General features: G+C 62.0%; 23 protein-coding genes. 19 read left to right on the forward strand and 4 right to left on the reverse strand.

All coding sequences use genetic code 11. The features are described from left to right. Positions 1–8: 8 nt before the first annotated feature. Positions 9–926, reverse strand: coding sequence for a DNA-binding response regulator (locus tag FHX03_RS06715; protein ID WP_097629122.1), 918 nt, complete (start codon positions 924–926; stop codon positions 9–11). Further along, entirely contained in the window at positions 919–4,305 is a 3,387-nt protein-coding gene (locus tag FHX03_RS06720) for an ATP-binding protein (RefSeq protein WP_183853030.1), read from the reverse strand. The genes FHX03_RS06715 and FHX03_RS06720 overlap by 8 nt, the downstream gene beginning before the upstream one ends. A gap of 177 nt (positions 4,306–4,482) precedes the next feature. On the opposite strand from FHX03_RS06720, the gene FHX03_RS06725 reads away from it, so the two are divergent. The 19 genes from FHX03_RS06725 to ureG all read left to right on the forward strand — a co-directional run bounded on the left by FHX03_RS06725 (position 4,483) and on the right by ureG (position 21,455). Continuing rightward, on the forward strand, positions 4,483–6,387 hold the full coding sequence (locus tag FHX03_RS06725; RefSeq protein ID WP_097629120.1) for a phosphatase PAP2 family protein: 1,905 nt from the start codon (positions 4,483–4,485) through the stop codon (positions 6,385–6,387). Between the two features lie 189 nt (positions 6,388–6,576). Beyond that, positions 6,577–7,869: an urea ABC transporter substrate-binding protein gene (gene urtA / locus FHX03_RS06730; RefSeq protein WP_054182904.1), complete on the forward strand. Its 1,293-nt coding sequence runs from the start codon at positions 6,577–6,579 to the stop codon at positions 7,867–7,869. Between the two features lie 114 nt (positions 7,870–7,983). Then, on the forward strand, positions 7,984–9,636 hold the full coding sequence (gene urtB, locus FHX03_RS06735) for an urea ABC transporter permease subunit UrtB (RefSeq protein WP_183853032.1): 1,653 nt from the start codon (positions 7,984–7,986) through the stop codon (positions 9,634–9,636). Then, a complete protein-coding gene (gene urtC / locus FHX03_RS06740; protein ID WP_183853034.1) occupies positions 9,633–10,796 on the forward strand; it encodes an urea ABC transporter permease subunit UrtC in 1,164 nt (387 codons plus the stop codon). Before urtB ends, urtC begins: the two co-directional genes overlap by 4 nt. A 5-nt stretch (positions 10,797–10,801) precedes the next feature. Next, complete coding sequence (gene urtD, locus FHX03_RS06745) at positions 10,802–11,557, forward strand: urea ABC transporter ATP-binding protein UrtD (RefSeq protein WP_183853035.1); 756 nt, start codon at positions 10,802–10,804, stop codon at positions 11,555–11,557. A gap of 76 nt (positions 11,558–11,633) precedes the next feature. Further along, entirely contained in the window at positions 11,634–12,152 is a 519-nt protein-coding gene (locus tag FHX03_RS06750) for a hypothetical protein (protein WP_183853037.1), read from the forward strand. 18 nt (positions 12,153–12,170) lie between these two features. Further along, a complete protein-coding gene (gene urtE / locus FHX03_RS06755; protein ID WP_097629196.1) occupies positions 12,171–12,866 on the forward strand; it encodes an urea ABC transporter ATP-binding subunit UrtE in 696 nt (231 codons plus the stop codon). A 148-nt stretch (positions 12,867–13,014) separates the two neighbouring features. Then, a complete protein-coding gene (locus FHX03_RS06760; RefSeq protein ID WP_097629116.1) occupies positions 13,015–13,836 on the forward strand; it encodes an urease accessory protein UreD in 822 nt (273 codons plus the stop codon). 20 nt (positions 13,837–13,856) lie between these two features. Further along, a complete protein-coding gene (locus FHX03_RS06765) occupies positions 13,857–14,159 on the forward strand; it encodes an urease subunit gamma (protein WP_097621314.1) in 303 nt (100 codons plus the stop codon). A gap of 10 nt (positions 14,160–14,169) precedes the next feature. Then, positions 14,170–14,421, forward strand: coding sequence for a DUF1272 domain-containing protein (locus FHX03_RS06770; RefSeq protein WP_097629115.1), 252 nt, complete (start codon positions 14,170–14,172; stop codon positions 14,419–14,421). 9 nt (positions 14,422–14,430) lie between these two features. Then, positions 14,431–14,736: an urease subunit beta gene (locus FHX03_RS06775; protein ID WP_097629114.1), complete on the forward strand. Its 306-nt coding sequence runs from the start codon at positions 14,431–14,433 to the stop codon at positions 14,734–14,736. Positions 14,737–14,748: 12 nt separating this feature from the next. Further along, the gene (locus tag FHX03_RS06780; RefSeq protein WP_097629113.1) at positions 14,749–15,156 is read left to right on the forward strand and encodes a lysozyme inhibitor LprI family protein; all 408 of its coding nucleotides are present in this window, start codon (positions 14,749–14,751) and stop codon (positions 15,154–15,156) included. A gap of 1 nt (position 15,157) precedes the next feature. After that, positions 15,158–15,796 (forward strand): Urease operon accessory protein, encoded by a 639-nt coding sequence (locus FHX03_RS06785; protein WP_183853039.1) that lies wholly within the window; start codon positions 15,158–15,160, stop codon positions 15,794–15,796. 3 nt (positions 15,797–15,799) lie between these two features. Next, the gene (gene ureC, locus FHX03_RS06790; protein WP_183777504.1) at positions 15,800–17,512 is read left to right on the forward strand and encodes an urease subunit alpha; all 1,713 of its coding nucleotides are present in this window, start codon (positions 15,800–15,802) and stop codon (positions 17,510–17,512) included. 33 nt (positions 17,513–17,545) lie between these two features. Beyond that, entirely contained in the window at positions 17,546–18,217 is a 672-nt protein-coding gene (locus tag FHX03_RS06795) for a TIGR02117 family protein (protein ID WP_183853041.1), read from the forward strand. A 330-nt stretch (positions 18,218–18,547) separates the two neighbouring features. After that, on the forward strand, positions 18,548–19,411 hold the full coding sequence (locus FHX03_RS06800) for a GGDEF domain-containing protein (protein ID WP_183777506.1): 864 nt from the start codon (positions 18,548–18,550) through the stop codon (positions 19,409–19,411). Between the two features lie 84 nt (positions 19,412–19,495). After that, positions 19,496–20,077, forward strand: a complete 582-nt coding sequence (locus FHX03_RS06805; RefSeq protein WP_183777507.1) for an urease accessory protein UreE — start codon at positions 19,496–19,498, stop codon at positions 20,075–20,077. Between the two features lie 6 nt (positions 20,078–20,083). Further along, positions 20,084–20,755: an urease accessory protein UreF gene (locus tag FHX03_RS06810; RefSeq protein WP_183853043.1), complete on the forward strand. Its 672-nt coding sequence runs from the start codon at positions 20,084–20,086 to the stop codon at positions 20,753–20,755. A gap of 88 nt (positions 20,756–20,843) precedes the next feature. Further along, positions 20,844–21,455 (forward strand): urease accessory protein UreG, encoded by a 612-nt coding sequence (gene ureG / locus FHX03_RS06815; RefSeq protein WP_097629107.1) that lies wholly within the window; start codon positions 20,844–20,846, stop codon positions 21,453–21,455. 105 nt (positions 21,456–21,560) lie between these two features. On the opposite strand, the gene FHX03_RS06820 is transcribed toward ureG, so the two are convergent. Together FHX03_RS06820 and FHX03_RS06825 are read right to left on the reverse strand one after the other, a co-directional pair. Then, positions 21,561–24,881, reverse strand: a complete 3,321-nt coding sequence (locus FHX03_RS06820) for an efflux RND transporter permease subunit (protein ID WP_183853045.1) — start codon at positions 24,879–24,881, stop codon at positions 21,561–21,563. 12 nt (positions 24,882–24,893) lie between these two features. After that, on the reverse strand, positions 24,894–26,084 hold the full coding sequence (locus FHX03_RS06825; protein WP_097629105.1) for an efflux RND transporter periplasmic adaptor subunit: 1,191 nt from the start codon (positions 26,082–26,084) through the stop codon (positions 24,894–24,896). Positions 26,085–26,235 lie beyond the last annotated feature (151 nt).

Consider the following 26,235-nt stretch of genomic DNA (forward strand, 5'->3'; position numbering starts at 1 on the left):
GACTTTGCTCAGATCTCGTGCAGCACGTGTGTGGCTTTTACCGCAGCTGACGCCCGGTTCTCGACGCCGAGTTTCACGTAGATCTGTTCAAGGTGTTTGTTGACGGTGCGTGCCGACAGTCCCAATATTTCGCCGATGTCGCGGTTGGCCTTGCCCTTGGCGATCCAGAGCAGCACTTCGGATTCGCGCTGGGTGAGCGAGAAGCGCTGGCGCAGCATCTCGTCGTCGCTGCGCTGATTGGCGGCGGTGAGGCGGAAAAGATATTCGTCCGGGCCGATCGCGCCGAGAAAAGCAAGCTGCAGCGCCGCCTGGCCGGCATGGGCGATCGAGATGATGCCGTCGCGCACTGCGGCCGCGCGGTCGCGCATCCAGCCGGCGATATGGCGGACGACGATTTCCATGCCCTCGTCGCTGCCCATGGCGGCATTGACCAGCCGTGTTGCCTGCGGCGTCGACCAATGGATTGCCCCATCGCCCTTGACCGCCAGCAGATGGCGGCCGGCGGCGTCGAGTGCAACCCGGGCGCTCTGCGCCGAGCGGGCATTGCGCAGATGCACACGGATGCGGGCGCGCAACTCGTCGATATTGATCGGCTTGGCAAGATAGTCTACGCCGCCGGATTCCAGCGCGTGCACGACATGCTCGGTCTCGGTCAGGCCGGTCATGAAAATGACGGGCACCTGCGCCACCGCCGCATTCGCCTTCAGCCTGCGGCAGGTCTCGAAGCCATCCATGGCGGGCATGACGGCGTCGAGCAGGATGAGATCGGGCGTGATGCGCTCGACGATGCCAAGTGCCGCCGCGCCCGATGTGGCGATTAGCACGGAGAAGCCAGATTGTTCGAGCGCGTCGGTCAGGAAGCCGAGCGCTTCGGGCGAGTCGTCGACGAGCAGAACGATGTCGCGGGGCAGGGCCGGCTCAGCCAATGGGTTCCACCTTTTCGTCGAAGTCATGCAGGAAGGTCATGAAGCCGGCGAGATCGAAGACGGCGACATAGGCGTAGAGTTTCTCGGTGAATGGCTGATTTTCTTCCACCTTGGCAAGATCCGAAAGCTTGGCCTCGATGCCTCTGATATAGCCGATTTCGCCGAGCCGCAGCAATTCCTGCACATGGGCGGCACCCGGGCTCAGCATCGGCGCTTCGGTCTTCACAGGAACGGCTGCTGCTGCGTCGGCATAGACCCATTTCAGGCCAAGATGCAATGCCAGCTTGTCGCGCAGCTGGCGGATGTCGACCGGTTTGCCGATCGCATCATTGTGGCTGTCGTCGCTGTCGCTGAGTACGGCGGCATCACCGATATTGGCCGAAAGCATCAGCATCGGTGCCGTCTGGCCGGCCTCGCGCAGACGCGAGACGAGCTGCCAGCCGTTCATGCCGGGCATCAGGATATCGACGAGGAAAAGATCAGGCAAGATGCCTTCGATCAGCGTCAGGCATTCGGCGCCGCCCGCCGCCGTCAGAACGATGAAATCGAGAGGCGCCAGGATTTCGCGCATCATCTCGCGATGATCCTCGTTATCGTCGACGACAACCACCGTGCGGCGCGGGCCATCATATCCGGCGATGCGCTTTTCCTGGGGCGCGGCGGCCACGGCGCGCATGACCGCCGACAGCATGAGGCGGACGCGGAACGTCGAGCCCTCGTCCTTGATGCTCGAGACCGCAATCTCGCCGCCGAGCGTGTTGGTTAGAAGCCGGGTGATGGTTAGGCCGAGGCCGAGGCCGGGCATCGGCCGCACGCTTTCGGCCTCGCCGCGCTGGAAGGGTTCGTAGATGCGCGTCAGATCCTTTTCAGCGATGCCGCGGCCGGTATCGGTGACGGTGAAGGTCGCAACCTGGTTGCGATAAGCGACATCGAAGGTGACGCTGCCTTCGTCGGTAAATTTGATGGCATTGGAGAGCAGGTTGACGAGGATCTGGCGCAACCGCTTTTCGTCGGTGCGGACAAATTGCGGCAAGGCCGGCGCGCGGTCGTGGATGAAGGCAAGCCCTTTTGCCTGCGCCTGCGGGCGGAACATGTCGACGATCTGGTCGAGGAAATCCTGGATGTTGATCTCGTTGGAATAGACCTGCAGCCGGCCCGCCTCGATCTTGGAAATATCGAGCAGCCCGTCGATCAGGCCGGAGAGATGCTCGGCACTGCGGCGGATGACCTTGATCGAGGATTGGCGCGGCGCCGGGATGGTTTCGTCGCGCTCGAGGATCTGGGCATAGCCGAGCACGGCGTTCAACGGCGTGCGCAGTTCGTGGCTCAACCCGACGACATAGCGGCTCTTGGCGCGGTTGGCCGCCTCGGCTGTCTCCTTGGCGCTCTGCAAGGCGGTATCGGTCTTCTTGTGGGCGGCGATCTCCTTGAGCAGCAGCGTGTTTTGGCGCGAGGATTCCTCCTCGGCGACGACGCGGCTGTCATGGGCGAGCACATAGAACCAGCAGACGACGCCTGAAATCACCGAGAAGACGAAGAAGACGATCAGGATGGTGCGGTTGACGACCTCAGCCGTCTCGGGCGAGGCGGCGGCGACCTGATGAGCGATCATCGCCAGGATCGCGCCGATGGCGGTCAAGGCCAGCACGACGGCGATGCCGTAGCGGCCGAGGCGCGTCGTCAGCTTGCCAAGCACGGTTTCCGGCAGCAGCGCCTTGGCGACGGTGCCGACCTGGGCGTTGAGACGGGCGGCAGGCTTGCACATGTCGTGGCAGCGGCTGTCGAGCGAGCAGCAGAGCGAACAGATCGGCGCGGCATAGGCCGGGCACCAGGCCATATCCTCCGGCTCGAAAGGATGCTCGCAGACGGAGCAGGTGATGCTCGTCAGGTTCTTCCAGCTGTGGCGCGGCTTGCGGGCGAGGTAGAACCTGCCTTCCGTCGCCCAGGCGAGCGCGGGAGAGGCGATGAGCGCGATAACGAGGGTGATATAGGGAGCGAGCGAGGCGGCCGTCGCGCCGAAGGCGCCGAAATGGGCAATCAGCGATACTGTCGCCGACAGCGTCATGGCGCCGAGCCCGACCGGGTTGATGTCGTAGAGATGGGCGCGTTTGAACTCGATGCCGGGCGGCGCGAGGCCAAGCGGCTTGTTGATGAAGAGATCGGCGGAGATCGTGCAGAGCCAGGCCATGGCGATGATCGAGAAAATGCCGAGCGTCTCCTCCAGCAGCCGGTAGATGCCAAGTTCCATCAAAAGCAGGGCAATCGCGACGTTGAAGACCAGCCAGATGACGCGGCCGGGATGGCTGTGGGTCAGCCGCGAGAAAAAGTTCGACCAGGCGAGCGAGCCGGCATAGGCATTCATCACGTTGATCTTCAGCTGCGAGACGACGACGAAGGCGGCCATTAGCAACAGCGCGGCATTCTGCCAGGGGACCATGTAGCCGAAAGCGGTCAGATACATCTGCGCCGGGTCGGCGGCGCGATCGACTGGCACGCCCGAGGCCAGGGTCAGCACGACCAGGAACGATCCCGCAAGCAGCTTCGGCGCGCCGATGACGACCCAGCCGGGGCCGGCGAGAAAGACAGCGAGGCGATGGCGCCACTTGCGCCGCGGCTCCGGCGGCAGGAAGCGCAGGAAGTCGGCCTGTTCGCCGATCTGTGACATCAGGGCGAGGATGACGGCGGAGGCGGCGCCGAACTCCACCAGATCGAAATCGGCGACGGTGCCGGGCGGCCCTGAGGCATGATGGATGCCGGCAAAGGCGCGCCAGAGATCGAATTTCTGCCAGTCCATGAAGGCGATGAAGATGAAGGGCAGAATGTTCAGCACGATCCAGAAGGGTTGTGTCATCAACTGGAACTTGCTGATCAGCCGCACGCCGTGCGTCACCAGCGGGATCACCATGACGGCGCTGAGGATGTAGCCGATCCAGAGTGGGATGCCGAGGGTGAGTTCCAGCGCCCCGGACATAATCGAGGCCTCGATCGCAAACAGCATGAAGGTGAAGCTCGCATAGATCAGCGAGGTGATGGTCGAGCCGATGTAGCCGAAGCCGGCGCCGCGCGTCAGAAGATCGATGTCGACGCCATGGCGGATGGCGTATCGGCTGATCGGCAGGCCGATCGCCAGCATGGCGATCGAAGCGACGATGATGGCATAGAAGGCGTTGGTGGTGCCGTAGGAGAGGGTGATGGCGCCGCCGATCGCTTCCAGCGCCAGGAACGAGATCGCGCCGATCGCCGTCTGGGCGATGCGCTGCGAGGAGAAATGACGGGCGCTTTTTGCGGTGAAGCGCAGCGCATAATCTTCCAGCGTCTGGTTGGCGACCCAGCGATTATATTCGCGTCTTACCGGAATGATGCGTTGGCGGGCTGCCATGTCTTCCTTCCGGCATTCCGGTTGGCCTATCGTCTCGAAACAGTTTTGGCGGGATGGGTGAGAAAGGCAAGGGCGGAGCACTGGCAGATTCACGGAACCGCCATATTTTTGAAGCCGGTCTGTCACACCAAGCCTCTAACTCTCCCGCCGTTCCTTCAACCATTTCAGGTATCACCTATGTTTGTTTCAAGCTTTTTCCGCCTGAGCACCGCCCTCGTCTGCCTCGTTTCGATCGTGCCGTCGCTCGCCGTCGCAGAGCAGGCCACGGCGGTAGACGCGCCTTATGCCGAGACCGGAAACACCAACAAGCGCGGTGACGCCTGCTTCTCGACGGTGGACACCAATGCCGCCGTTCACCTTCTCTCCGGTTTCCTCGAAGTCTGGACGCCGCGCACGCCTTTCGTTGATGCGGGCGTCGAAGCGCCGGCCAAGGACAATTGCCCGGCGGTTGCCAAGACGGATTGGGATGGCATTCCGCTCAGCAAGACCGATGGTCAGGTCATCAACAAACTCGTCCATGATGCGAACATCGCCTATGTCGTCAAGGTGACCAAGGCGCGGACGGCCGATCAGGCCGTGGCCGCCTATCTCGACGACCGGCGGGGCAAGAATGCCAGCATCGTCGATGGCCTTGGTCCGCTGACCGACGCCTGGAAGGCCGGCTCCAAGCAGACCACCACGATCACCGCGGTGGCCGCCGATGCGACGACCGTCAAATATGACGACAAGGGCAACAATCGCGGCGCCGGCAGCAAGCCGGACACCGAAAACAAGACCGATGCCAATCCGGACATGGGCCTCGCAATCGACTTCATCAACGCCGCCAGCGGTGACGGCTCGACGGAGCCCGCCAAGCGCTACTTCAAATATGGCCGTCCCTACCGCTGGAGCCAGGACGTTTCGGTCGTCCCGACGCTTGAGCCTGCCAAGAGCGGCAAGCCGGTCGAGGACGGCGGCTTCCCAAGCGGACATACGGCGGAAGCCTGGCGGGATGCGCTCGCCATGGCCTATCTCGCGCCGCAACGCTTCCAGGAAATGATCACGCGCGCCAGCGAGCTGGGTGAGGATCGCATCCTTGCCGGCATGCATTCCCCTCTCGACGTGATGGGCGGCCGCATGCTTGGCACCGCGACGGTCGTCTACAATCTGAACAAGGCCGACAATGCCGGGTTGAAGAGCGATGCTTATGCCCAGACACAGTCCTGGCTCATCGCCAAATCGGGCGTTGCCGACGCGGGTGCGCTCGAAGTTGCTGCGCATGCGGCGCCGACCGCCGCAGACCGTTTTGCCGATCATGACGCCAATCGCGCCTATGTGCTGCAGCGCCTGAGCTACGGCCTGCCGACGATCCATCCGACCGATCAGCCGCCCGGCGTGCCGGAGGGTGCCGAAGCGCTTCTCGAAACGCGTCTGCCCTATCTCGATGGCGAGCAGCGCCGCGACGTGTTGAAGACGACGGAGATCGCCTCCGGCTATCCGCTCCTCGACGACGCGGAAGGTTATGGCCGCCTCAACCTGTTTGCCGCCGCCGACGGTTACGGCGCCTTCGATCAAGATGTGACCGTGACGATGGATGCTGCAAAGGGCGGCTTCAGTGCGATCGATAGCTGGCGCAACGACATCGGCGGCAAGGGCAAGCTGGTGAAGCGCGGCAGCGGCATTCTCGGACTATCCGGCGCCAACAGCTATGCCGGCGGCACCGTGCTCGAAGAGGGCGCGCTGGTGGCCGGGTCGTCCTCGGCTTTCGGCTCCGGCGGACTGATGGTCGATGGCGGTTCGCTCGTCGTGGCGGCCGACAAGCCGTTGGCCGTAAGCGGGGACTATCAGCAGTCAGCCAATGCGACGGCGAAACTGGCGCTCGGTGCAAACGGCGCCGGCACGCTGGCGATCGAGGGCAAAGCAGCGCTGGCCGGCGATCTCGACGTGACGCTTGCCGATGGTTTTGTCCCGGCGACCGGAACGAAGATCGAGATCCTGAAGGCCGGCACCCTTTCCGGCACCTTCGGCAAGCTCACCATCTCCGGCCATAAGGCGAGCCTCTCTTACGGTCCGACCTCAGTCACACTGACGATCGAAGGATAATTTTCTTTGCGAACCGAGAGGGCATTCCCAACTGCGGGGATGCTCTTGGCTTTCCGGCCTGCTCGTTTGCCCCCTGCACCTACGTCATTTTGCGTATGTGTTTTTGTGATGCAGCACCCGATAGTCCCCTCGGCAACAGTTAAATTCCGTTTCCGGCCTGTTGCGGAACAAGAAGAGGGGCTCAACCAGATGAATCTCAGATCCACGATCACCGGCGCTGCGCTCGGTGCCGTCATGGCGGCATCGGCCGCCTTCCAGGGCGCACTTGCCGCCGACGACACGATTAAAGTCGGCGTGCTGCATTCGCTTTCCGGCACCATGGCGATTTCCGAAACCACCCTGAAAGACGCCATGTTGATGCTCATCGACGAGCAGAACAAAAAGGGCGGCCTTCTTGGCAAGAAGCTCGAGGCGGTTGTTGTCGATCCGGCTTCCGACTGGCCGCTGTTTGCCGAAAAAGCCCGCGAACTGATCCAGAAGGACAAGGTTGCCGCTGTCTTCGGTTGCTGGACGTCCTCGTCGCGCAAGTCCGTTCTGCCGGTTTTCGAAGAGCTGAATTCGCTGCTCTTCTACCCCGTGCAGTATGAGGGCGAAGAATCCTCGCGCAACATCTTCTACACCGGTGCTGCTCCGAACCAGCAGGCCATTCCGGCCGTCGACTACCTGATGGAAAAAGAAGGCGTCAAGCGCTTCGTTCTTGAAGGGACCGACTACGTTTATCCGCGCACGACCAACAAGATTCTCGAGGCATACCTGATTTCGAAGGGTATTCCGAAAGAAGACATCATGACCAACTACACGCCGTTCGGTTTTTCCGACTGGCAGACCGAAGTTTCCAAGATCAAGGAATTCGGTTCGGCCGGCAAGAAGACCGCCGTCGTCTCGACGATCAACGGCGACGCCAACGTTCCGTTCTACAAGGAACTGGGCAACAAGGGTATCAAGGCAACCGACATTCCCGTCGTCGCCTTCTCCGTCGGCGAAGAAGAGCTTGCCGGTCTCGACACCAAGCCGCTCGTCGGCCATCTCGCTGCCTGGAACTATTTCGAGTCTGTGGAAAGCCCGGCCAACAAGAAGTTCATCAAGGACTGGCACGCTTACACCAAGAACGACAAGCGCGTGACGAACGATCCGATGGAGGCTGCCTATATCGGCTTCAACGCATGGGTGAAGGCCGTCCAGGCTGCCGGCACGACCGATACCGACAAGGTTCTCGACTCCATCATCGGTGTCAGCGTTCCGAACCTCTCGGGTGGTTATGCGACCGTCATGCCGAACCACCACATCACCAAGCCGGTGCTGATCGGTGAAATCCAGGCCAACGGCCAGTTCGAAATCGTCCAGCAGACCCCCGCCGTTGTTGGCGACGAATGGTCGGATTACCTGCCCGACTCCAAGGACCTGATCTCCGATTGGCGCAAGCCGATGTCCTGCGGCAACTTCAACGTTGCCACCGGCAAGTGCGGCGGCAAGGGTTCCTGAGTACGACCCCGATCAGATGATTGCCTGAAGACTTCCGTCCGGTTCAACACCGGGCGGAAGCTCCGTCCCAGCGATTGTGCCGCGAGGCCAACACTATCAAGGGCGAGAAAGCCGATGTATCGCGCCATAAAGATTTTCCTCATCACGCTCTGCCTGACATTCTCGGGCCTGACATTTATCGGCCTCGCGGTTCCCGGCCTGCCAACATCGAGCGAAGTTCGCGCCGAGGACGATATCCACGTGCTCATCGATGCGCTCGGCGTCGGCGATTTTCCGGAGCGCGAAGCGGCCATCAAGACGCTGGTCGCCTCCAAGGACCCGCATGTCGGTCAGATCCTGGAGCAGTTGAGCGAGGGCCTTCTCTACGTCAATTCCGACGGCGGCCCGGTGCTCCTCCAGGGCGGCACCGATGACGAACCGACCTATTCCGATCCAATCACCGGCGAAGCCGCTGCCGATGTCGACCCTGACATGATGATCAAGGTCAAGATCAACAATGCGCTTCGCGGCGTCATCGGCGCCGCCACCAGCCAGCTGACGCTGATGAGCCCGGACCGCTCGGCGCGGCTCGCCGCGGCACAGGGCCTGCTGAAAGATGCCGATCCCGCCAATCTCGACCTGCTGAACGCGGCGCTTGCGGCTGAAAAGGACGCCGAGATCAAGAATACGATGGAAGCGGCGCGCGCAGTGCTGCTGCTGAAGACCGATGCGAGCGTCGAAGACAAGAAGGCTGCGATCGATACGATCGCGGCTCGCGGCAATCGTGATGCGCTGACCATCCTCACGACTACGCTCGAAACCGCGCCTGACGATTTGAAGCCGGCGATCCAGGCCAATATCAGCACCATCAATCGCAGCCTGGCGTTGTGGGATGTCGCCCAGAACGTCTGGTACGGCTTGTCGCTCGGCTCGGTGCTGCTGCTTGCGGCGATCGGCCTTGCCATCACCTTCGGCGTCATGGGCGTCATCAACATGGCACATGGCGAGATGGTGATGATCGGGGCCTATACGACCTATGTCGTGCAGGAATACATCACCTCGGCCTTCCCGGGCGTGGCGGATTATTCACTTGCCTTTGCCGTGCCCGCCGCCTTCGTCTTTACCGGCTTCGTCGGCCTGGTCATCGAGCGCGCCGTCATCCGCTATCTCTACGGCCGCCCGCTCGAAACGCTGCTCGCCACATGGGGCGTGTCGCTGATCCTGCAGCAGGCCGTGCGCAGCATCTTCGGCCCGACCAACCGCGAGGTCCGCAATCCAACCTGGATGTCCGGCGTCTTCGATCTCGGCGGGCTCTCGATCACCTGGAATCGACTGTGGATCATCGTCTTTTCGATGGTTGTCTTCGTGACGCTGCTCCTGCTGCTCAAGCGGTCAACCTTCGGACTGCAGATGCGCGCCGTCACGCAGAACCGCCGCATGGCGTCCTCGATGGGCATCCGCACCGGCTGGGTCGATGCCTTCACCTTCGCTCTCGGTTCGGGCATCGCCGGTATCGCCGGCGTGGCGCTCAGCCAGATCGACAACGTCTCTCCGAACCTCGGCCAATCCTACATCATCGACAGCTTCATGGTCGTCGTCTTCGGCGGTGTCGGCAATCTCTGGGGCACGCTCGTCGGCGCGCTCTCGCTCGGCGTCGTCAACAAGTTCCTCGAGCCCTTCGCCGGTGCCGTGCTCGGCAAGATCCTGGTGCTCGTCCTCATCATTCTTTTCATCCAGAAGCGTCCGCGCGGGCTCTTCGCACTCAAAGGAAGGGCGGTGGAAGCATGATAACGGCCTTCCTTCTCCGGTCACTGGATCGCAAGATCGTCATTGCCATCGCGCTGCTGCTTCTGGTCGCCGCTCTCGTGCCGGTCCTCAACCTGATGACCGGGCCGACCAATCCGCTGCATGTGCCGACCTACATCATGTCGCTGTTCGGCAAGTATCTGACCTATGCGATGCTGGCGCTGGCGCTCGATCTCGTCTGGGGCTTCTGCGGCATTCTCTCGCTCGGCCACGGCGCCTTCTTTGCGCTTGGCGGTTATGCGATGGGCATGTATCTGATGCGCCAGATCGGCACGCGCGGCAGCTACGGCGACCCCATCCTGCCCGATTTCATGGTGTTCCTGAATTGGAAGGATCTGCCCTGGTTCTGGTACGGCTTCAACCATTTCTGGTTTGCGGCGCTGATGGTGCTCGTCGTGCCCGGCCTGCTCGCCTTTGTCTTCGGCTGGTTCGCCTTCCGCTCACGCGTCAATGGCGTCTATCTCTCGATCATCACCCAGGCGATGACCTACGCGCTGCTGCTGGCTTTTTTCCGCAACGACATGGGCTTCGGCGGCAATAACGGCCTGACCGATTTCAAGGATATTATCGGCTTCAACGTCCAGGCTGACGGCACGCGTGCAGCCCTCTTTGCGGCAACCGCGGTCTTGCTGGCGCTGTCGCTGCTGCTTGCCTCAGCGATCGTGCGCTCGAAGTTCGGCAAGGTGCTGGTCGGGGTGCGCGATGCCGAAAGCCGCACGCGCTTCCTCGGTTACCGCGTCGAACACTTCAAGCTCTTCACTTTCGTCGTCTCGGCGATGATGGCGGGCATTGCCGGCGCGCTCTATGTGCCACAGGTCGGCATCATCAATCCCGGCGAATTCGCCCCCGCCAACTCGATCGAAGTGGTCATCTGGACGGCGGTCGGCGGGCGGGCGACGCTGATCGGACCGATCATCGGCGCGATCCTCGTCAACGGCGGCAAGACGATCTTCACCGGCCTCTTCCCGGAGTTCTGGCTGTTTGCGCTCGGTGGTCTTTTCGTCGCCGTCACGCTGTTTCTGCCGAAAGGTGTCGTCGGCACGATCGCTCAATATCTCGGCAGGCGGAAAGCCGTCTCCAAGGCTGCCCCACCGGTGGCGCAGGAAGACGTCATCGAACCGAAAATCCAGGCCGCGGAGTGAGCGCCATGATCCCCGACGTCAAACCCAACAGCGTGCTTTACCTCAACGGCGTCTCGGTTTCCTTCGACGGCTTCAAGGCGCTGAATTCGCTGTCGATCGTCATCGAGCCCGGTGAACTGCGCGCCATCATCGGCCCGAACGGGGCCGGCAAGACGACGATGATGGATATCATCACCGGCAAGACCAGGCCCGATGAGGGCGAGGTGTTTTTCAACGGCACAATCGACCTCACCAAAAAGGACGAGGCGGATATTGCCGAGCTCGGCATCGGCCGCAAATTCCAGAAGCCGACGGTCTTCGAAAGCCACACAGTATGGGACAATCTGGAACTGGCGCTGAACCGCCGCCGCGGCGTGTTCTCGACGCTGTTCTATCGCCTTTCGGGCGAGGACAAAGCACGCATCGAAGAGATCCTCGAAACGGTGCGGCTGACGCATCGGCGCGACGAATTCGCCGCCAACCTCTCGCATGGGCAGAAGCAATGGCTGGAGATCGGCATGCTGTTGGCGCAGGAGCCGAAGCTGCTGCTGGTCGACGAACCGGTTGCTGGCATGACAGATGCCGAAACGGCGGAAACAGCAATCCTGCTCAAGGACATCGCCCGGACCCGCTCGGTGGTCGTCGTCGAGCACGACATGGGCTTCATCCGCGACCTCGGCGTCAAGGTGACGTGCCTTGCGGAAGGCTCGGTGCTGGCTGAGGGATCGATCGATTTCGTCAGCTCGGATCCGAAGGTTATCGAGAACTATTTGGGCCGGTGATCCATGCAACTTAGAGGCTTGAACCTGACAAAAGAAAACGCTCTAAAACGGGCGGGGTTTTTTGTGGGGTTTCATCATGGCTTTTCTCGGTATTCTGGTCGCGGCGGTCAGCGGCGCGGTCATCTGGTATTGGCGTTTTAAGATGGTGCGTGAGGCGGGAAGCGAGATCATCGATTCCGTCGAGCGGATGCGGGGCGCCTATAAGCGTGAAAAGTTGCGCAAGCAGGCGGAGGCAGCGCCGCTGGCCTCGATCGCCGATCCGGCGATTGCGGCAGTGGCCTTCTTCTTCTGCCTCGCCAAGGAGAAGCCGATGTATCTCGACGCTGCGAAGGATGTGGTCCGCAGCCGCATGAAAGGCATCATTCGGCCGGGCGATATGGAGGAGGTGCTGGTTTTCGCCGATTGGGCGTCCAAGAACGTCACCAGTCCCGAAGACCCGATCCGCCGGTTCCGGGATCTCTGGATGAAGGCGCTCGATATGCAAGAGCGTCAGCAGTTGATCGGCATTGCCGAGGAAGTGGCCGTTGCCGGCGGCGAGAAAACGAAGGAACAGGAGTACGCCCTGCAGATGCTGAGGCGGACGCTGATGAACTGATGGGGAATGGGTGAACGGATGCTGACAGTCGACAACGCGAATCTGCATTATGGCGCGGCGCAGGCACTGCGCGGCATCTCCATCAAGGCGGAGATGGGCAAGATCACCTGCGTGCTGGGGCGCAACGGCGTCGGTAAGAGTTCGCTTCTGCGCGCCGTGACCGGCCAGCATCCGCTGTCGGCCGGCACCGTCACCTTCAACGATACCAGGCTGAACGGCCTGCCGCCCTTTGCCCGCGCCAAGCAGGGCATCGGCTATGTGCCGCAGGGGCGGGAGATTTTCCCGCTGCTGACGGTCAAGGAAAATCTCGAAACCGGCTTCGCCCCGCTCGGCCGTCGCGACCGGAATATCCCCGATGACATCTTCAGCCTCTTCCCGGTGCTGAAGTCGATGCTGTCGCGCCGCGGCGGCGATCTTTCCGGCGGCCAGCAGCAGCAGCTGGCGATCGGCCGCGCTATGGTGACGCGGCCTCGGATTCTCGTGCTCGACGAGCCGACCGAGGGCATTCAGCCGTCGATCATCAAGGATATCGGCCGGGCGATCCGTTATCTCCGCGATTCCACCGGCATGGCGATCCTGCTCGTCGAACAATATCTCGACTTCTGCCGGGAGCTTGCCGATTACGTCTACATCATGGACCGCGGCGAGATCGTCCATCAAGGCCTCGCCGAAACACTGGATACGCCGGAGGCCCGCCGTCATCTGACCGTCTGATCGGCAACTGCTGCATTTTTCGGCAGGTGGCGCAGCGCCTTTCAAATTTGCCGGGTCCGTTGCGGGCATCCTAGGACGGCATGGGAATTGCTTGCTTTCCGTCACCTGCGCAATCGAACGAACCGGTGGCGCGACCGAAAGGGACGTTATGATGATTGCGGCGGCAGGCACGCGACCGCAAAGAGCGGAAGGACGCGGGCATCTGGCGGCAAAGCTGCTCGACGGCCGCACGCGTCTGCGTGAGCTCTATCAGGAGGGCGCGGCGAAGATCCGCCTGCCCGATACCTTCGATGCCTCGATGGAAGCCGTCATCATTAACACCGCTGGTGGACTGACCGGCGGCGATCGGATGGATTGGAGCGTTGAGGCCGGAGCGGACACGCGCATCGACGTCACCACTCAGGCCTGCGAGAAGATCTACAAGGCATCGGCCGGCACAGCCGAGGTGACGACCAATATCAATGTCGGAGCCCAGGCCCGCGTCGACTGGCTGCCGCAGGAAACGATCCTCTTTGATCGTTCCGCACTTTTTCGCCGGCTGGATGTCGATCTCGACAAGAGCGCAGAATTTTTGGCCGTCGAGGCCATACTGCTCGGCCGCAAGGCGATGGGCGAGACGGTGACGACCGGGCTTTTCCGGGACCGCTGGCGCATCCGCCGCTCGGGTCGGCTGATCCATGCGGAAGAACTGAGGCTTTCCGAAGGGGTGGCCGCTCTGGCGGCGCGTCAGGCGGTGCTCGGCGGACAGGTGGCTTTTGCGACGCTGCTTTATGCCGGGCCGCTTGCGGAAGCCTATCTCGGCAAGGTGCGGCCGCTCGTCGAAGGCGCGATGGGCGGTGCGAGCGCCTGGGACGGCAAGCTCGTCGTCCGTCTTGCGGCAGCCGACGGCTTTTCGCTGAGAAAAATCCTGATCCCGGTCATTTCCGCCTTGCGCAATGGTGCGCCCGTGCCGAAAGTCTGGAATCTATGAGTTCAATAAGCAGGTAGAAGATGAACCTCACTCCGAGAGAAAAAGACAAGCTGCTGATATCGATGGCAGCGATGGTGGCCCGGCGGCGGCTGGAGCGCGGCGTCAAGCTGAACTACCCGGAAGCGATTGCGCTGATCAGCGACTTCGTCGTCGAAGGCGCCCGTGACGGTCGTCCGGTCGCTGAGCTGATGGAGACCGGCGCTCATGTGATCGGCCGTGATCAGGTAATGGAGGGGATTGCCGAGATGATCCATGACGTGCAGGTGGAGGCGACCTTTCCGGACGGAACCAAGCTCGTTACCGTACACGAACCGATCCGGTAGGGAGACCGATATGCTCGAGCTCAGGCCCAATTGCGAATGCTGCGACAAGGATTTGCCGCCGGAGAGCGCGGAGGCACGGATCTGCACCTATGAATGCACCTTCTGCGCCGATTGCGTTGATCGCGTGCTGAAGGGCGTCTGCCCCAACTGCGGCGGCAATCTCGTCGCCAGACCCATCCGGCCGGCTGATAGGCTCGCCAAACATCCGGCGTCGACGAAGCGTGTGCTGAAGGCCGAGGGCTGCGCGCCCAGGGCTGCTTAAGGAGATAAGATGATACCGGGTGAGATCATTGCCGCAAGCGGCGACATCGAACTGAATGCCGGCGCACCGACGGTGACGATGGAGGTTTCCAACACCGGTGATCGGCCGGTGCAGGTCGGCAGCCACTATCATTTCGCCGAGACCAATGCCGGACTCTCCTTCGATCGGGCGGCGGCGCATGGCAAGCGACTGGATATTCCGGCGGGAACGGCGGTGCGCTTCGAGCCGGGACAGACGCGCTCGGTGACGCTGATCCCGCTTTCCGGCAAGCGCGAGGTCTATGGCTTCCGTCAGCTGGTGATGGGCAAGCTCTAACGGGAGGGATGCATGCGTTTGAACATCTGCCTCATCGGGGCGGCGATGCTGCTGATGGCTGGTAGCGTTTCCGCTCAGGATGTCGATTGCCAGAATCCCCAGACGCAATCCGATATGACCTCTTGCGAGGCGGCGCGCCACGAGACCGCTGACAAGGCTTTGAATGTGCAATACAAGAAGACCCGCGCCGCCTTGGCGGCGGTCGACAAGGATCTCGACGGCGACATGAAGGGCGCGGAGCAGGCGCTGGTCAAGGCGCAGCGCGCCTGGATCGATTATCGAGACGCCGAGTGCGACGCCTTCGGTTTCCAGGCCCGCGGCGGCACGATGGAGCCGATGCTGGTCGCCGGGTGCCTCGCCAACATCACCGACAAACGCACGAAAGAGCTGAAAGAGCTCGAAGACACGATGAGCAACTAAGGTGATCAGGAAAATCGTAATCGTCGGCAATGGCGAGGTCGCGGAGGCGGAAGCAGGCGTAATCGATGCCGCTGATTTCGTCGTCCGCTTTAACGATTGCCGTTCCTATGGGACCGGCGGTAGCAGGACGGACGCCGTCGCGGTGTGCAATACCGGCCGGCCCGCAAAGGCGATGCTCGGTTCCCTACAATGGCGCACCCATCCCGGCGTGGTTTCGGCCCGCGAAGTCTGGAGCGTGCGCGACCCGGAAAAATTCGCCGCGATGCGGGCGCCGCTTGCCGTCTCGCATCCTGATCTCGACGATTTCTGCGACGACTATACGGAGGCATTCGGCGCCTTCTGCACAGAGACTGGCAAGACGCACGTCATCATCGACAAATCGATCCACGAGGTGGTCGATGCGGCGCTCTCGGCTTTCGCGCCGGCACCCTATGTCGTGCCGAGCAGCGGCATGATCGTTATTGCCGAAGTGCTGAGCAAATTTCCCGAAGCCGAGGTGATGTTGGCCGGCTTCGGTCACGTCGGCTGGGAGTGGCACCCGTTTGCGGCCGAACGACAGCTCGTCGATAGTTATATTGCCCTGGGCCGCCTCAAGCGGCTCGGCGGAAAAACGCTTGTCTCTTCCTCCTACGGAGCCTGATGGATGCCCTACAAGATCTCGCGCGCCGCCTATGCCGGCATGTTCGGACCGACCACCGGCGACAAAGTGCGCCTTGCCGATACGGAACTCTTCATCGAGATCGAAAAGGATTTCACCACCTATGGCGAAGAGGTGAAGTTCGGCGGCGGCAAGGTGATCCGCGACGGCATGGGCCAGAGTCAGGTGACGCGAGCGGACGGCGCGGTCGATACCGTCATCACCAATGCGGTGATCGTCGATCACTCCGGAATCTACAAGGCCGATATCGGGCTGAAGGACGGGCGCATCGTCGCCATCGGCAAGGCGGGCAATCCCGATATGCAGCCCGGCGTCAATATCATCGTCGGCCCGGGCACGGAGGCGATCGCCGCCGAAGGCAAGATCGTCACCGCTGGCGGCATGGACAGCCATATCCACTTCATCGCGCCGCAGCAGATCGAGGAAGCGCTGATGTCGGGCATGACCTGCATGCTCGGCGGTGGCACGGGACCGGCGCACGGCACGCTCGCCACCACCTGCACGCCCGGTCCCTGGCATCTCGCCCGGATGATCGAAGCGGCCGACGCCTTCCCGATGAACCTTGCCTTTGCCGGCAAGGGCAATGCCTCGCTGCCAGGGGCGCTGACCGAGATGGTGCTGGCCGGCGCCACCTCGCTGAAGCTGCATGAGGACTGGGGCACGACTCCAGGCGCCATCGACTGCTGCCTGTCGGTCGCCGACGAATATGACGTGCAGGTGATGATCCACACCGATACGCTGAACGAAAGCGGCTTCGTCGAGGATACGATCGGCGCCATCAAGGGCCGCACCATTCATGCCTTTCACACGGAAGGGGCGGGCGGTGGGCACGCGCCCGACATCATCAAGATCTGCGGCCAGCCGAACGTCATCCCGTCGTCCACCAATCCGACGCGGCCCTATACGGTCAACACCATCGCCGAGCATCTCGACATGCTGATGGTCTGCCATCACCTGTCGCCGTCGATCCCCGAGGATATCGCTTTCGCCGAAAGCCGCATCCGCAAGGAGACGATCGCTGCCGAAGACATATTGCACGATATCGGCGCCTTTTCGATCATTTCGTCCGACAGCCAGGCCATGGGCCGCGTCGGCGAGGTGGCGATCCGCACCTGGCAGACTGCCGACAAGATGAAGCGCCAGCGCGGCCGGCTGAAGGAGGAAAAGGGCAATAACGACAATTTCCGCGTCCGCCGCTATATCGCCAAATATACGATCAACCCGGCGATTGCCCATGGGCTCAGCCACGAGATCGGCTCTGTCGAAGTCGGCAAGCGCGCCGACCTTGTGCTGTGGAATCCGGCCTTCTTCGGCGTGAAGCCCGACATGGTGCTGCTCGGCGGCTCGATCGCGGCAGCACCGATGGGCGATCCGAATGCCTCGATCCCGACGCCGCAGCCGGTGCATTACCGGCCGATGTTCGCCTCCTACGGCCGGAGCCTCACCAATTCCTCCGTCACTTTCGTCAGTCAGGCCTCAGTCGATGCTGGCCTGAAGGGCCGGCTCGGCGTCGCCAAGCAACTTGTCGCGGTGAAGAATACGCGCGGCGGCATCTCCAAGGCGTCGATGATCCACAACGACCTGACGCCGGAAATCGAAGTCGATCCGGAGACCTACGAGGTCAGGGCGAACGGCGAGTTGCTCACATGTGAGCCGGCGACGGTGTTGCCGATGGCGCAGCGCTATTTCCTGTTTTAGGCCACACGGCCCTCTGTGCGACGGATGGCGCCGATGATAACAGGCATCCGCTGGCTGTTGCGAGCCGTGTTTCTGCTTGTGTTTCTGGCGGCCTGCGGGACCTTCGTTCCCCGGGCGCTGATTGCCACCGTCGAGGCGTCGTCTGCGGCGGCGACACATCGGATTCTGCTGCTGTCCGGACCGATCCATACTGATATTGCCATTCCGCTCGACGAGGAGACGCGAGCTGCCTTTTCCTTTCTCGCCGAGACCGGTTTTCCGCTCGGCCATCCGGATGCGGAGTGGCTCATCGTCGGCTGGGGCGGCCGCGCCTTCTACCTGGAAACCCCGAGCTGGTCGGAGCTGAAGCCGCTGCCGGTGCTGCGGGCGCTGACGATCGACCGTTCGGTGTTGCATGTCGATCTTGCCGGTCGCATCGCTGAGCCGCAGCCGGCCGTTGCGGCGTTCGATATCGGCGACGATCAAATGGCGCGGCTGCGGAATTTCATCGCGGACAGCTTCGTTCGAAATGGGGGCGTGGTGGCGGGCATTCCGGATGCGGGTTACGGCGAGATCGACCGGTTCTTCGAGGCCAACGGATATTTCAACGCGCTCTTCGGCTGCAACACGTGGACGGCTGCCGCGCTCCGCTCGGCGGGACTTAGGACCGGCTTATGGAATCCGCTTCCACAATCATTGCGATTGTCTCTCGGTGTCTACAATTGAGCCAATCGCCAGGCGATCCGCTCTTAAAGTGAATTGTGTATCATACTCTCCGTTCGGTTGTAAAAATCGGTGGAAAAGCCGGTATTTTCCTCAGTTAGGCCATTCTGGGACAGCTCCATCTTCTTGGTTGATAAAGCTGTTTTAAATCAAACGGCTAACTGTCTCGTCGCCCTGTCCGATTCAGGGATTGGAGGGCTGCATCTCCTGCTAGAAAAAATCTGTCCACCGAAAGGTCCGAAACCGTTCTAATTTTAACGAGTCGATTAAGACACCCGCAGCAATTTGGCTCCTATCAATGCCTTGGAACGCCGGGCAGGAAGGTCGATTCTCATGAGAAACTGGATGTCGCTGCAGGCCGATTTCGGCAATTTCCAATATCGCGGGAACGTCTATGTCTTTGCATTGAAGATGAGCTTTCTGACAGTCCTTCTCTCCGGCATCATCATGGCAGTGACGATCCCGCCGCTCGATTTTCTCGGGCTGCTGCCGGTGACGCTTTCGAACGCGATCGGCTTCGGCGTCATTTTTTCCTGGCTTGTCGGCGGGACGGTTTCCGGCATGCTGTCGCTGGCCGCCGGTTTTGCCCTGCACGAACTGACGCTGTCGCGGGCGGAGTTCGAAAAGCTCAGCCGAACGGACACGCTTTCGGGACTGTTGAACCGGCGCGCTTTCACAGAGGCGCTCGAGTACACCGAAGGCGACGCCTCGCTTGTTATTTTCGATGTCGACCGCTTCAAGGCGATCAACGATCGCTTCGGCCATGGCTGCGGCGATGCCGTCATCACCGCGGTCTCGGCCATACTCATATCCGCCTTCGATGAAATGTCCGTCGTCGCAAGATTGGGCGGGGAGGAGTTCGGCATCATCATCTACGGCAAGCCGCTGGAGGCGCGGATGGAACGCATCGAAGGTGTCCGGGCCCGGATCGCAAGCGGCGCCATCGCGGCCGAAGGGCACGATATCCGCATTACCGTTTCCGGCGGTGTTGCCGATCTCGCCGCCGGCCGCAACAAGCAGGCGGTCTATGCGTCGGCAGACCGCGCGCTCTATCTCGCCAAGGCGCTCGGGCGCAATCGCGTCGTACACGAGCGGGAAGGCCTGCATCATGCCTGGCACGGGCTCGCCGATAGTGGCCTCGAGGCCAAGGGCAGGGGAACCGAGAGCGACAACGTGATGCAGGCTTACGGAATATAAAAGCCCGAAGCGGGCACAAAGGCCATTGGTGCTTGCATCGGGAAAGGCTATTTTGCATGGTCGCCTCAGCAAAATGGACATATCATGCAGCGCGTTACCTCCTATCTTCCCGCCGGAACCCCGTCCTCCCATCCGATCGCCCAGGTCAAGCTGCCGCACGATCTGCGCCATCTGCGCCGCAAGCTGCTGCATCTGGAAAATGGCGAGATGGTCATGCTCGATCTCAAGGCCCCGGTGCTTTTCGCCAATGGCGACCTGCTGGTGCGCGACGACGGTGAACTGATCGAGATTCTCGCGGCCGATGAGAAGCTCTTCGAAATTCGCGGCCGCGATCGCACACATCTGGTCGAGCTTGCCTGGCATCTCGGCAACCGCCATCTCGCGGCGCAGATCGAGGAAGACCGTATCGTCATCCTGCGCGACCACGTCATCCGCAGCATGCTGCAGGGGCTCGGCGCTACCGTCCTCGACATCGACGAACCCTTCCAGCCGGCGCGCGGCGCCTATCATTCCCATGACGCGCATTCGCACGATCACGGTCATGCGGCTCATGACCACGGGCATGAGCACAAAGATGATCACGGCCACGAGCATGTGCATGGGCCGGGATGTGATCACGACCATGACCACGATCACGGGCATCATCACGACCATAAACACGACTGAGGCTCGATGACTGGAGATCGTGAGCTGCAGGCATTGTTGCGCCTGACGGCATGGCTTTCGCCGGCCTTTCCGGTCGGCAACTTTGCCTATTCGGGCGGGCTGGAGCGGGCGGTGGCCGACGGGCTGGTCACCGATGCCGCCTCGCTGGCGGCCTGGATCGGCACGCTGATCGGCCATGGCTTGGTTTGGAACGATGCGGTACTTTTGGCCGAAAGCCACAGGTGGCAGGAAGAGCCAGAGCGCCTTGCCGAGATCGCCGCGCTCGCGGAGGCGCTGGCCGGATCGCGCGAGCGCCATCAGGAAACTATGCTGCTCGGCGAGGCCTTCCTGGCGGCGGCACGCGCCTGGCCGGATGGTGTGTTCGAAAGGCTGCCTGACAAGGCGGCCTATCCCGTCGCGGTCGGGGCTGTCACCGGCGCGCACGGCATCGGGGCTGAGAAGGCGCTCGCCGTCTTCCTGCATGCCTATGCCTCGCAGGCGGTTTCCTCAGGCATCCGCCTCGGCGTCACCGGTCAGAAGGACGGTGTTGCCGTGCTCGCCGGTCTTGAAGAGAGCATCACCGAGGTCGCGCGGCGGGCAGCGGTCTCGTCGCTCGACGATCTCGGCTCGGCGACGGTGCAGGCCGATATTGCCGGCCTGCGGCATGAGACGCAGGCGACGCGGCTGTTCCGTTCGTGATGGCGTAAATTATCCGAGCATCTGCGTCATTTGACGGTGGCGTGTGGCCTCGGCGTCGCTATCATCGGGTTCGATTGGAGTAAGGCATATGAAATCAAGAAACGGACCTCTGCGGGTCGGCATCGGCGGACCGGTCGGTTCGGGCAAGACGGCGCTGACCGAAAAGCTCTGCAAGGCGATGCGCGACGACTATTCCGTCGCCGTTGTTACCAACGACATCTACACGACCGAGGATGCCGAGGCGCTGGTGCGCATGCAGGCACTGCCTTCGGACCGGATCGTCGGCGTCGAGACCGGCGGCTGCCCGCACACCGCCATTCGCGAGGATGCGACGATTAATCTTCAGGCGATCGCCGGCCTCAACCAGCGGATCCCGGATCTCGACGTGGTCTTCATCGAATCCGGCGGCGACAATCTGGCGGCGACCTTTTCGCCCGATCTTGCCGATATCACCATCTATGTCATCTCCGTCTGCCAGGGCGAGGAAATCCCGCGCAAGGGCGGGCCCGGCATCACCCGGTCGGACCTTCTCGTCATCAATAAGAAGGATCTGGCGCCCTATGTCGGTGCCGATCTCGAGGTAATGGACCGGGATGCGACGCGCATGCGCGCAAGCCGCCCCTTCGTCTTCTCCGACATGAAACGCGGTGACGGCGTTAGCTCGATCGTCAGTTTTATCAGGGAGCAGGGCGGGCTCTGACGAGAAGACCTGCCGCTGTCGACCGACGCTGCGGATGGCGGCGCGAACGGCAAAATGAAACGGGCCGGGAGATCACTCCCGGCCCGTTCATGTTCTGAGTTTTGCTCATTCTGCTGCGAAAGGCGGCAAGCGGAGCACGTTGGTGTCGTTGGCGCTCTTGCGCTTGCTTTCCGGCTTTTCGATCGCGGTCAGCCGCTCCTCCAGCGAGTCGATGTCTTCGCGGTTTTCGCGGGTAACACGGGTGAGATCCTCGCGCGACAGCGGCAGCTCCTCCTCGTCTTTCCGGCCGACCAAGCGTCCGAACATCCAACCGAGCAGGCGGGACAGATCGTCCATGATCAGGAAGAAGGAAGGCACGACGACCAGCGAGAGCACCGTCGAGACGATGATGCCGCCGATCACCGCGATTGCCATCGGCGCGCGGAACGAGCCGCCTTCGCCGACACCGAGCGCCGAAGGCAGCATGCCCGCCGACATGGCGATCGAGGTCATGATGATCGGCCGGGCGCGCTTGCGGCCGGCTTCGACCATGGCCTCGACACGAGCCATGCCCTGATGGCGCATCTCGATCGCAAAATCGACGAGCAGGATGGCGTTCTTGGTGACGACACCCATCAACATCAGAATGCCGATCATGACGGGCATCGACAGCGGATTGCTGGTGATGATCAGAGCCGCCGCGACGCCGCCGATGGCAAGCGGCAGCGAGAACAGGATGGTGAAGGGCTGGATCACGTCCTTGAAAAGCAGGATCAGCACCGTCAACACCAGCAACAGACCCATCAACATGGCGTTGACGAAGCTCTGCTGCATCTCGGTCTGCACCTTGGTGTCGCCGCTTTCGGCAAGGTGCACGGAGGCCGGGATGTTGGCTGATTTGACGATCTCGCGGAAACGGGCCGAAGCCGTGTCGAGGGCTACACCCTGCGGCAGATCGGAGCCGATTGAGACGACGCGGTAACGGTTGTTGCGCTTGATCGAGCTTACGCCCTCGGAGTAGTCGATATTGGCGACGCTCGCGAGCGGAACGGTGCCGCCGCTGGCGGTCTGGATCTTCAATGCGCGGATGGCTGAGAGATCGCGGCGCATGTCAACTGCCGCCTGCACCCGAATCGGGATCTGGCGATCGTCGAGCGAGATCTTGGCAAGGGCGGCATCGACATCGCCGATGGTGGCGACACGGATCGTCTCGGAAATCTGCTGCGGCGTGATGCCGAGGCGTGCGGCTTCGTCCTTGCGTGGATATACCTGCAGTTCCGGACGAGGCAGGGCGCCGTCGGCGCTGACATTGGCAAGCAGCGGATCGGCGCGGAGCTTGGATTCCAGGATGCCGACGGCGTCGTTCAGGTCCTTCTCGTTCTTGGAAAGGAAGTTGAAGGAGAGGTCGCGTTCGCCGCGGTCGTTAAGCTTCAGGATATGAACGTCGGGAATGTCGCGCAGCTTGGCGAAGACTTCCTTTTCAATATTCCATTGCGGACGCTCGCGGCCGTGGACTTCCACTTTCGGCAGCATCGGGCCGATGAGGGGGATGTGGCCGAGCCCGTCGTTGACCATCTTCTTGATCAGCGATTGGTCGAGCTTATGGAGTGCCAGCGTGATGGTTGCACGACGCAGTTCGAGGTCGCCCTTCGGAGATGCGCCGCCGAGGACGAAGACGCTTTCGACGCCGTTGATATCCTTGACCCTGTCATAGATCGCATCCGTCGTCTTCTCGGTGTCGTCAAGCCTTGCATTGGGCGGTAATTCGACGGAGAGAACGATTCGTGAAGCGTCTTCGGGCGGCAGGAAGCTGCCCGGAACCTGCATCAGCAGCAAAACCGAGCCGATCAGGAAGCCAAACGCGACAAGCAAGGTCGCATAACGCGTGTACCAGCGCCCCGTCGTGCCGCGGATGAGTCGGGTGTATCCACGCATCAGCAGGCTGTCATTGTCATGATGGTCGTCGACGCCATCTTCTGCACGCATCAGATAGGCGGCCATCATCGGGGTGATGAGGCGTGCGACCATCAGCGAGAAGAAGACGGAGAAGGCGACGGTCAGGCCGAACTGGATGAAGTATTGGCCGGGAATGCCCGGCATGAATGAAACCGGCACGAAGACGGCGATGATGGTGAAGGTGGTGGCGATGACGGCAAGGCCGATTTCATCGGCCGCCTCGATCGCCGCCCGGTAGGGCGTCTTGCCCATCTTGATATGGCGGGCAATGTTCTCGATTTCGACGATCGCGTCGTCCACCAGAATACCTGTCGCCAGCGTCAGGGCGAGGAAGCTGACGAGGTTCAGCGAGAAGCCCATCATGTCCATGACCCAGAAGGTCGGGATCGCCGACAGCGGCAGGGCGATGGCCGAAATCAGCGTCGCGCGCCAGTTCCGGAGGAACAGCAGAACGACGATGACCGCAAGCAGCGCGCCTTCGAGCAGCGTGTGGATGGCGGCTTCGTAGTTGCCGTAGGTGAAATAAACCGAATCGTCGATCAGTTCGATCTTCACGTTCGGGTTTTCGCTGCGGACCTTGTCGAGGCTCTGCGCGACGGTTTCGGCGACGCTGACTTCGCTGGCGCCCTTCGAGCGGAAGACGCCGAAGGTGACAACAGGCGTATCGTTGAAGCGCGAGAAGGATTTCGGCTCCTCGTAGGTGTCCTTGATGCCGCCGAGATCGGACAGCTTGACGAAACGGCCGTTCGGCAGCGCAATGGTCGTATCGGCAAGTTCGGCGACGTTGCGGGCGTCGCCGAGAACGCGGATTGCCTGTTCGCTGCCGGCCACCTGGCCGCGGCCGGAGCCGAGATCGACGTTGGTGCCGCGCAGCTGTTGGTTGACGCTGGCGGCGGTGATGCCGTGTGCATCGAGCTTGCCGGGGGTGAGTTCGATGCGCACTTCGCGCTCGGCGCCGCCGTAACGGTCGACGCGGCCGATGCCGGCCTGACCCTGCAACGCACGCTTGACAGTATCGTCGACGAACCAGGAGAGTTCTTCCAGTGACATGTCGGGAGAGGACACTGCGAAGGTCTGGATCGCCTGGCCCTCGACATCGACCTTGGTGACGATCGGTGCCTCGGCGGTCGCCGGCAGATCGCTGCGAATGCGGTCGATCGCATCCTTGACGTCCTGCACGGCCTGTTCCGTCGGCACTTCCATGCGGAACATGACGTTGGTCTGCGAGCTGCCGTCGGTCACCGTCGACTGGATTTCGTCGATGCCGGTGATGGAGGCGATTGCGTCTTCGATCTCCTTCGTCACCTGCATTTCGAGTTCGGCCGGCGAAGCGCCGCTCTGCGTGACGCTGATCGAAACAAGCGGAACGTCGATGTTCGGGAAGCGCGTGATCGGCAGCTTATTGAAGGACTGCATGCCGATGAATATCAACAGGCAGAAGGCCAGCAGCGGCGCGATCGGGTTTCGAATGGACCAGGCTGAAAAATTCATCGGATGGTCTCTTTAGTTGGAAGCCGGGGGCTGTTCACGCACCGGCGTGATGTGGTCGCCGTCACGGACGTAAGCGCCCGCCTTGGCCACGACCTCGTCGCCGCTCTTCAATCCATCGACGATCTCGACATAGGCACCGTCCTGGATGCCGGTCTCGACCTTGGCGAATTTCACCACGCCATCCTCGACCTTGCGGGCCGACGAGCCTTCGTTGCCGGTGAGCACGGCGGTCAGCGGAAGCGATACGCCCTCCGTCTCGCGAACGATGACCTCGGCGCTGCCATACATGCCGGAGCGCGCCTTGCTGTCGTCGTCGATCGAGATGTGGACGAGACCGAGGCGGGTGGTGGGATCGACGGTCGGCGATACCAGGCGCACGGCGCCAGATAGCTTCTCGCGGCTGCCGGAAAGCGAAATCGCTGCCTTCTGGCCGGCCACGACCCTGACGATGTCGCTTTCGGCGACCTCTGCGACAAGCTCGACATCGCCGTCGCGGATGAGGGTGAACAGCGGGTCGCCGTTGCCGGCGGCAATGGCGCCGACCTTGGCGTTCTTCGCCGAGACCGTGCCGGCCACCGGCGTCTTCACATCGGTGCGCGCCAGCTTCAGATCCGCATCGGCGATCTGGCTGTCGAAGACCTTGAGATCGGCCTCGGCAACCTCGATCGCCTGTTCGGCGGAGACGACGCGGGCATTGGCGGCGGCGGCCGTCGCATCGGCCTGCTCGACCTGAGCGGTGGAAACCGTACCCTTCTTGACCATTTCCTGGGCGCGGGCCTGCTGCTGCCTTGCTTGTTCGGCATTGGCCTGCGCCTCGATGAGCTGGGCGCGCAGCTGGGCGAGGCTTGCCTCACCCTTGGCTTTCGTCGCCATCATCTGGCTCTTCTCCAGCACCAGCGCGTCGTCGTTGAGCGTCGCCAACGTGCTTTCCGCCTCAACCTTGTCGCCGACATCGGCTTTCAACGTACGGATCGACAGGCCTTCGACCTGCGGTTGAATATAAACTTCCTCGACGGGCTTGATCGTTCCCGTGCCGATGACACGGTCGACGAGCGTGCGATTCACAGCCTTGGTGACGACGATCGCCGGCAGATTCTGCTGCGGTTTTTCGACCGGCTTTTCCTGCGAAAATGCCGTGGATGCAGCGAGAGCTGCTGCAAAAAAGGTAGCGGCGCCTAGAATTTCAATCGGCTTGCGTGCCATGCGTCTTCGTCCAATCTTGTAACAAGCTTAGCCGAACTCGCGCGTCTGCCACTCAGCTCGCGACCAGGCCACTGCCTTTCCTGCATTCTCAGGGGTATCCGCACATCATTGCCGTCTTCGTCCCTCGCCGGCAAATCGGCTTTTAATTGGT

It is taken from the genome of Rhizobium sp. BK456 (assembly GCF_014194045.1).
In the GTDB taxonomy this organism is placed as follows: domain Bacteria; phylum Pseudomonadota; class Alphaproteobacteria; order Rhizobiales; family Rhizobiaceae; genus Rhizobium; species Rhizobium redzepovicii.

What these genes read in the sequence shown, in the direction of transcription:
- FHX03_RS06720 (WP_183853030.1), bottom strand. Translation starts at nt 4,305, where the DNA reads ATGGCAGCCCGCCAACGCATCATTCCGGTAAGACGCGAATATAATCGC.
- FHX03_RS06725 (WP_097629120.1), top strand. Translation starts at nt 4,483, where the DNA reads ATGTTTGTTTCAAGCTTTTTCCGCCTGAGCACCGCCCTCGTCTGCCTC.
- urtA (WP_054182904.1), top strand. Translation starts at nt 6,577, where the DNA reads ATGAATCTCAGATCCACGATCACCGGCGCTGCGCTCGGTGCCGTCATG.
- urtB (WP_183853032.1), top strand. Translation starts at nt 7,984, where the DNA reads ATGTATCGCGCCATAAAGATTTTCCTCATCACGCTCTGCCTGACATTC.
- urtC (WP_183853034.1), top strand. Translation starts at nt 9,633, where the DNA reads ATGATAACGGCCTTCCTTCTCCGGTCACTGGATCGCAAGATCGTCATT.
- urtD (WP_183853035.1), top strand. Translation starts at nt 10,802, where the DNA reads ATGATCCCCGACGTCAAACCCAACAGCGTGCTTTACCTCAACGGCGTC.
- FHX03_RS06750 (WP_183853037.1), top strand. Translation starts at nt 11,634, where the DNA reads ATGGCTTTTCTCGGTATTCTGGTCGCGGCGGTCAGCGGCGCGGTCATC.
- urtE (WP_097629196.1), top strand. Translation starts at nt 12,171, where the DNA reads ATGCTGACAGTCGACAACGCGAATCTGCATTATGGCGCGGCGCAGGCA.
- FHX03_RS06760 (WP_097629116.1), top strand. Translation starts at nt 13,015, where the DNA reads ATGATGATTGCGGCGGCAGGCACGCGACCGCAAAGAGCGGAAGGACGC.
- FHX03_RS06765 (WP_097621314.1), top strand. Translation starts at nt 13,857, where the DNA reads ATGAACCTCACTCCGAGAGAAAAAGACAAGCTGCTGATATCGATGGCA.
- FHX03_RS06770 (WP_097629115.1), top strand. Translation starts at nt 14,170, where the DNA reads ATGCTCGAGCTCAGGCCCAATTGCGAATGCTGCGACAAGGATTTGCCG.
- FHX03_RS06775 (WP_097629114.1), top strand. Translation starts at nt 14,431, where the DNA reads ATGATACCGGGTGAGATCATTGCCGCAAGCGGCGACATCGAACTGAAT.
- FHX03_RS06780 (WP_097629113.1), top strand. Translation starts at nt 14,749, where the DNA reads ATGCGTTTGAACATCTGCCTCATCGGGGCGGCGATGCTGCTGATGGCT.
- ureC (WP_183777504.1), top strand. Translation starts at nt 15,800, where the DNA reads ATGCCCTACAAGATCTCGCGCGCCGCCTATGCCGGCATGTTCGGACCG.
- FHX03_RS06795 (WP_183853041.1), top strand. Translation starts at nt 17,546, where the DNA reads ATGATAACAGGCATCCGCTGGCTGTTGCGAGCCGTGTTTCTGCTTGTG.
- FHX03_RS06800 (WP_183777506.1), top strand. Translation starts at nt 18,548, where the DNA reads ATGAGAAACTGGATGTCGCTGCAGGCCGATTTCGGCAATTTCCAATAT.
- FHX03_RS06805 (WP_183777507.1), top strand. Translation starts at nt 19,496, where the DNA reads ATGCAGCGCGTTACCTCCTATCTTCCCGCCGGAACCCCGTCCTCCCAT.
- FHX03_RS06810 (WP_183853043.1), top strand. Translation starts at nt 20,084, where the DNA reads ATGACTGGAGATCGTGAGCTGCAGGCATTGTTGCGCCTGACGGCATGG.
- ureG (WP_097629107.1), top strand. Translation starts at nt 20,844, where the DNA reads ATGAAATCAAGAAACGGACCTCTGCGGGTCGGCATCGGCGGACCGGTC.
- FHX03_RS06820 (WP_183853045.1), bottom strand. Translation starts at nt 24,881, where the DNA reads ATGAATTTTTCAGCCTGGTCCATTCGAAACCCGATCGCGCCGCTGCTG.
- FHX03_RS06825 (WP_097629105.1), bottom strand. Translation starts at nt 26,084, where the DNA reads ATGGCACGCAAGCCGATTGAAATTCTAGGCGCCGCTACCTTTTTTGCA.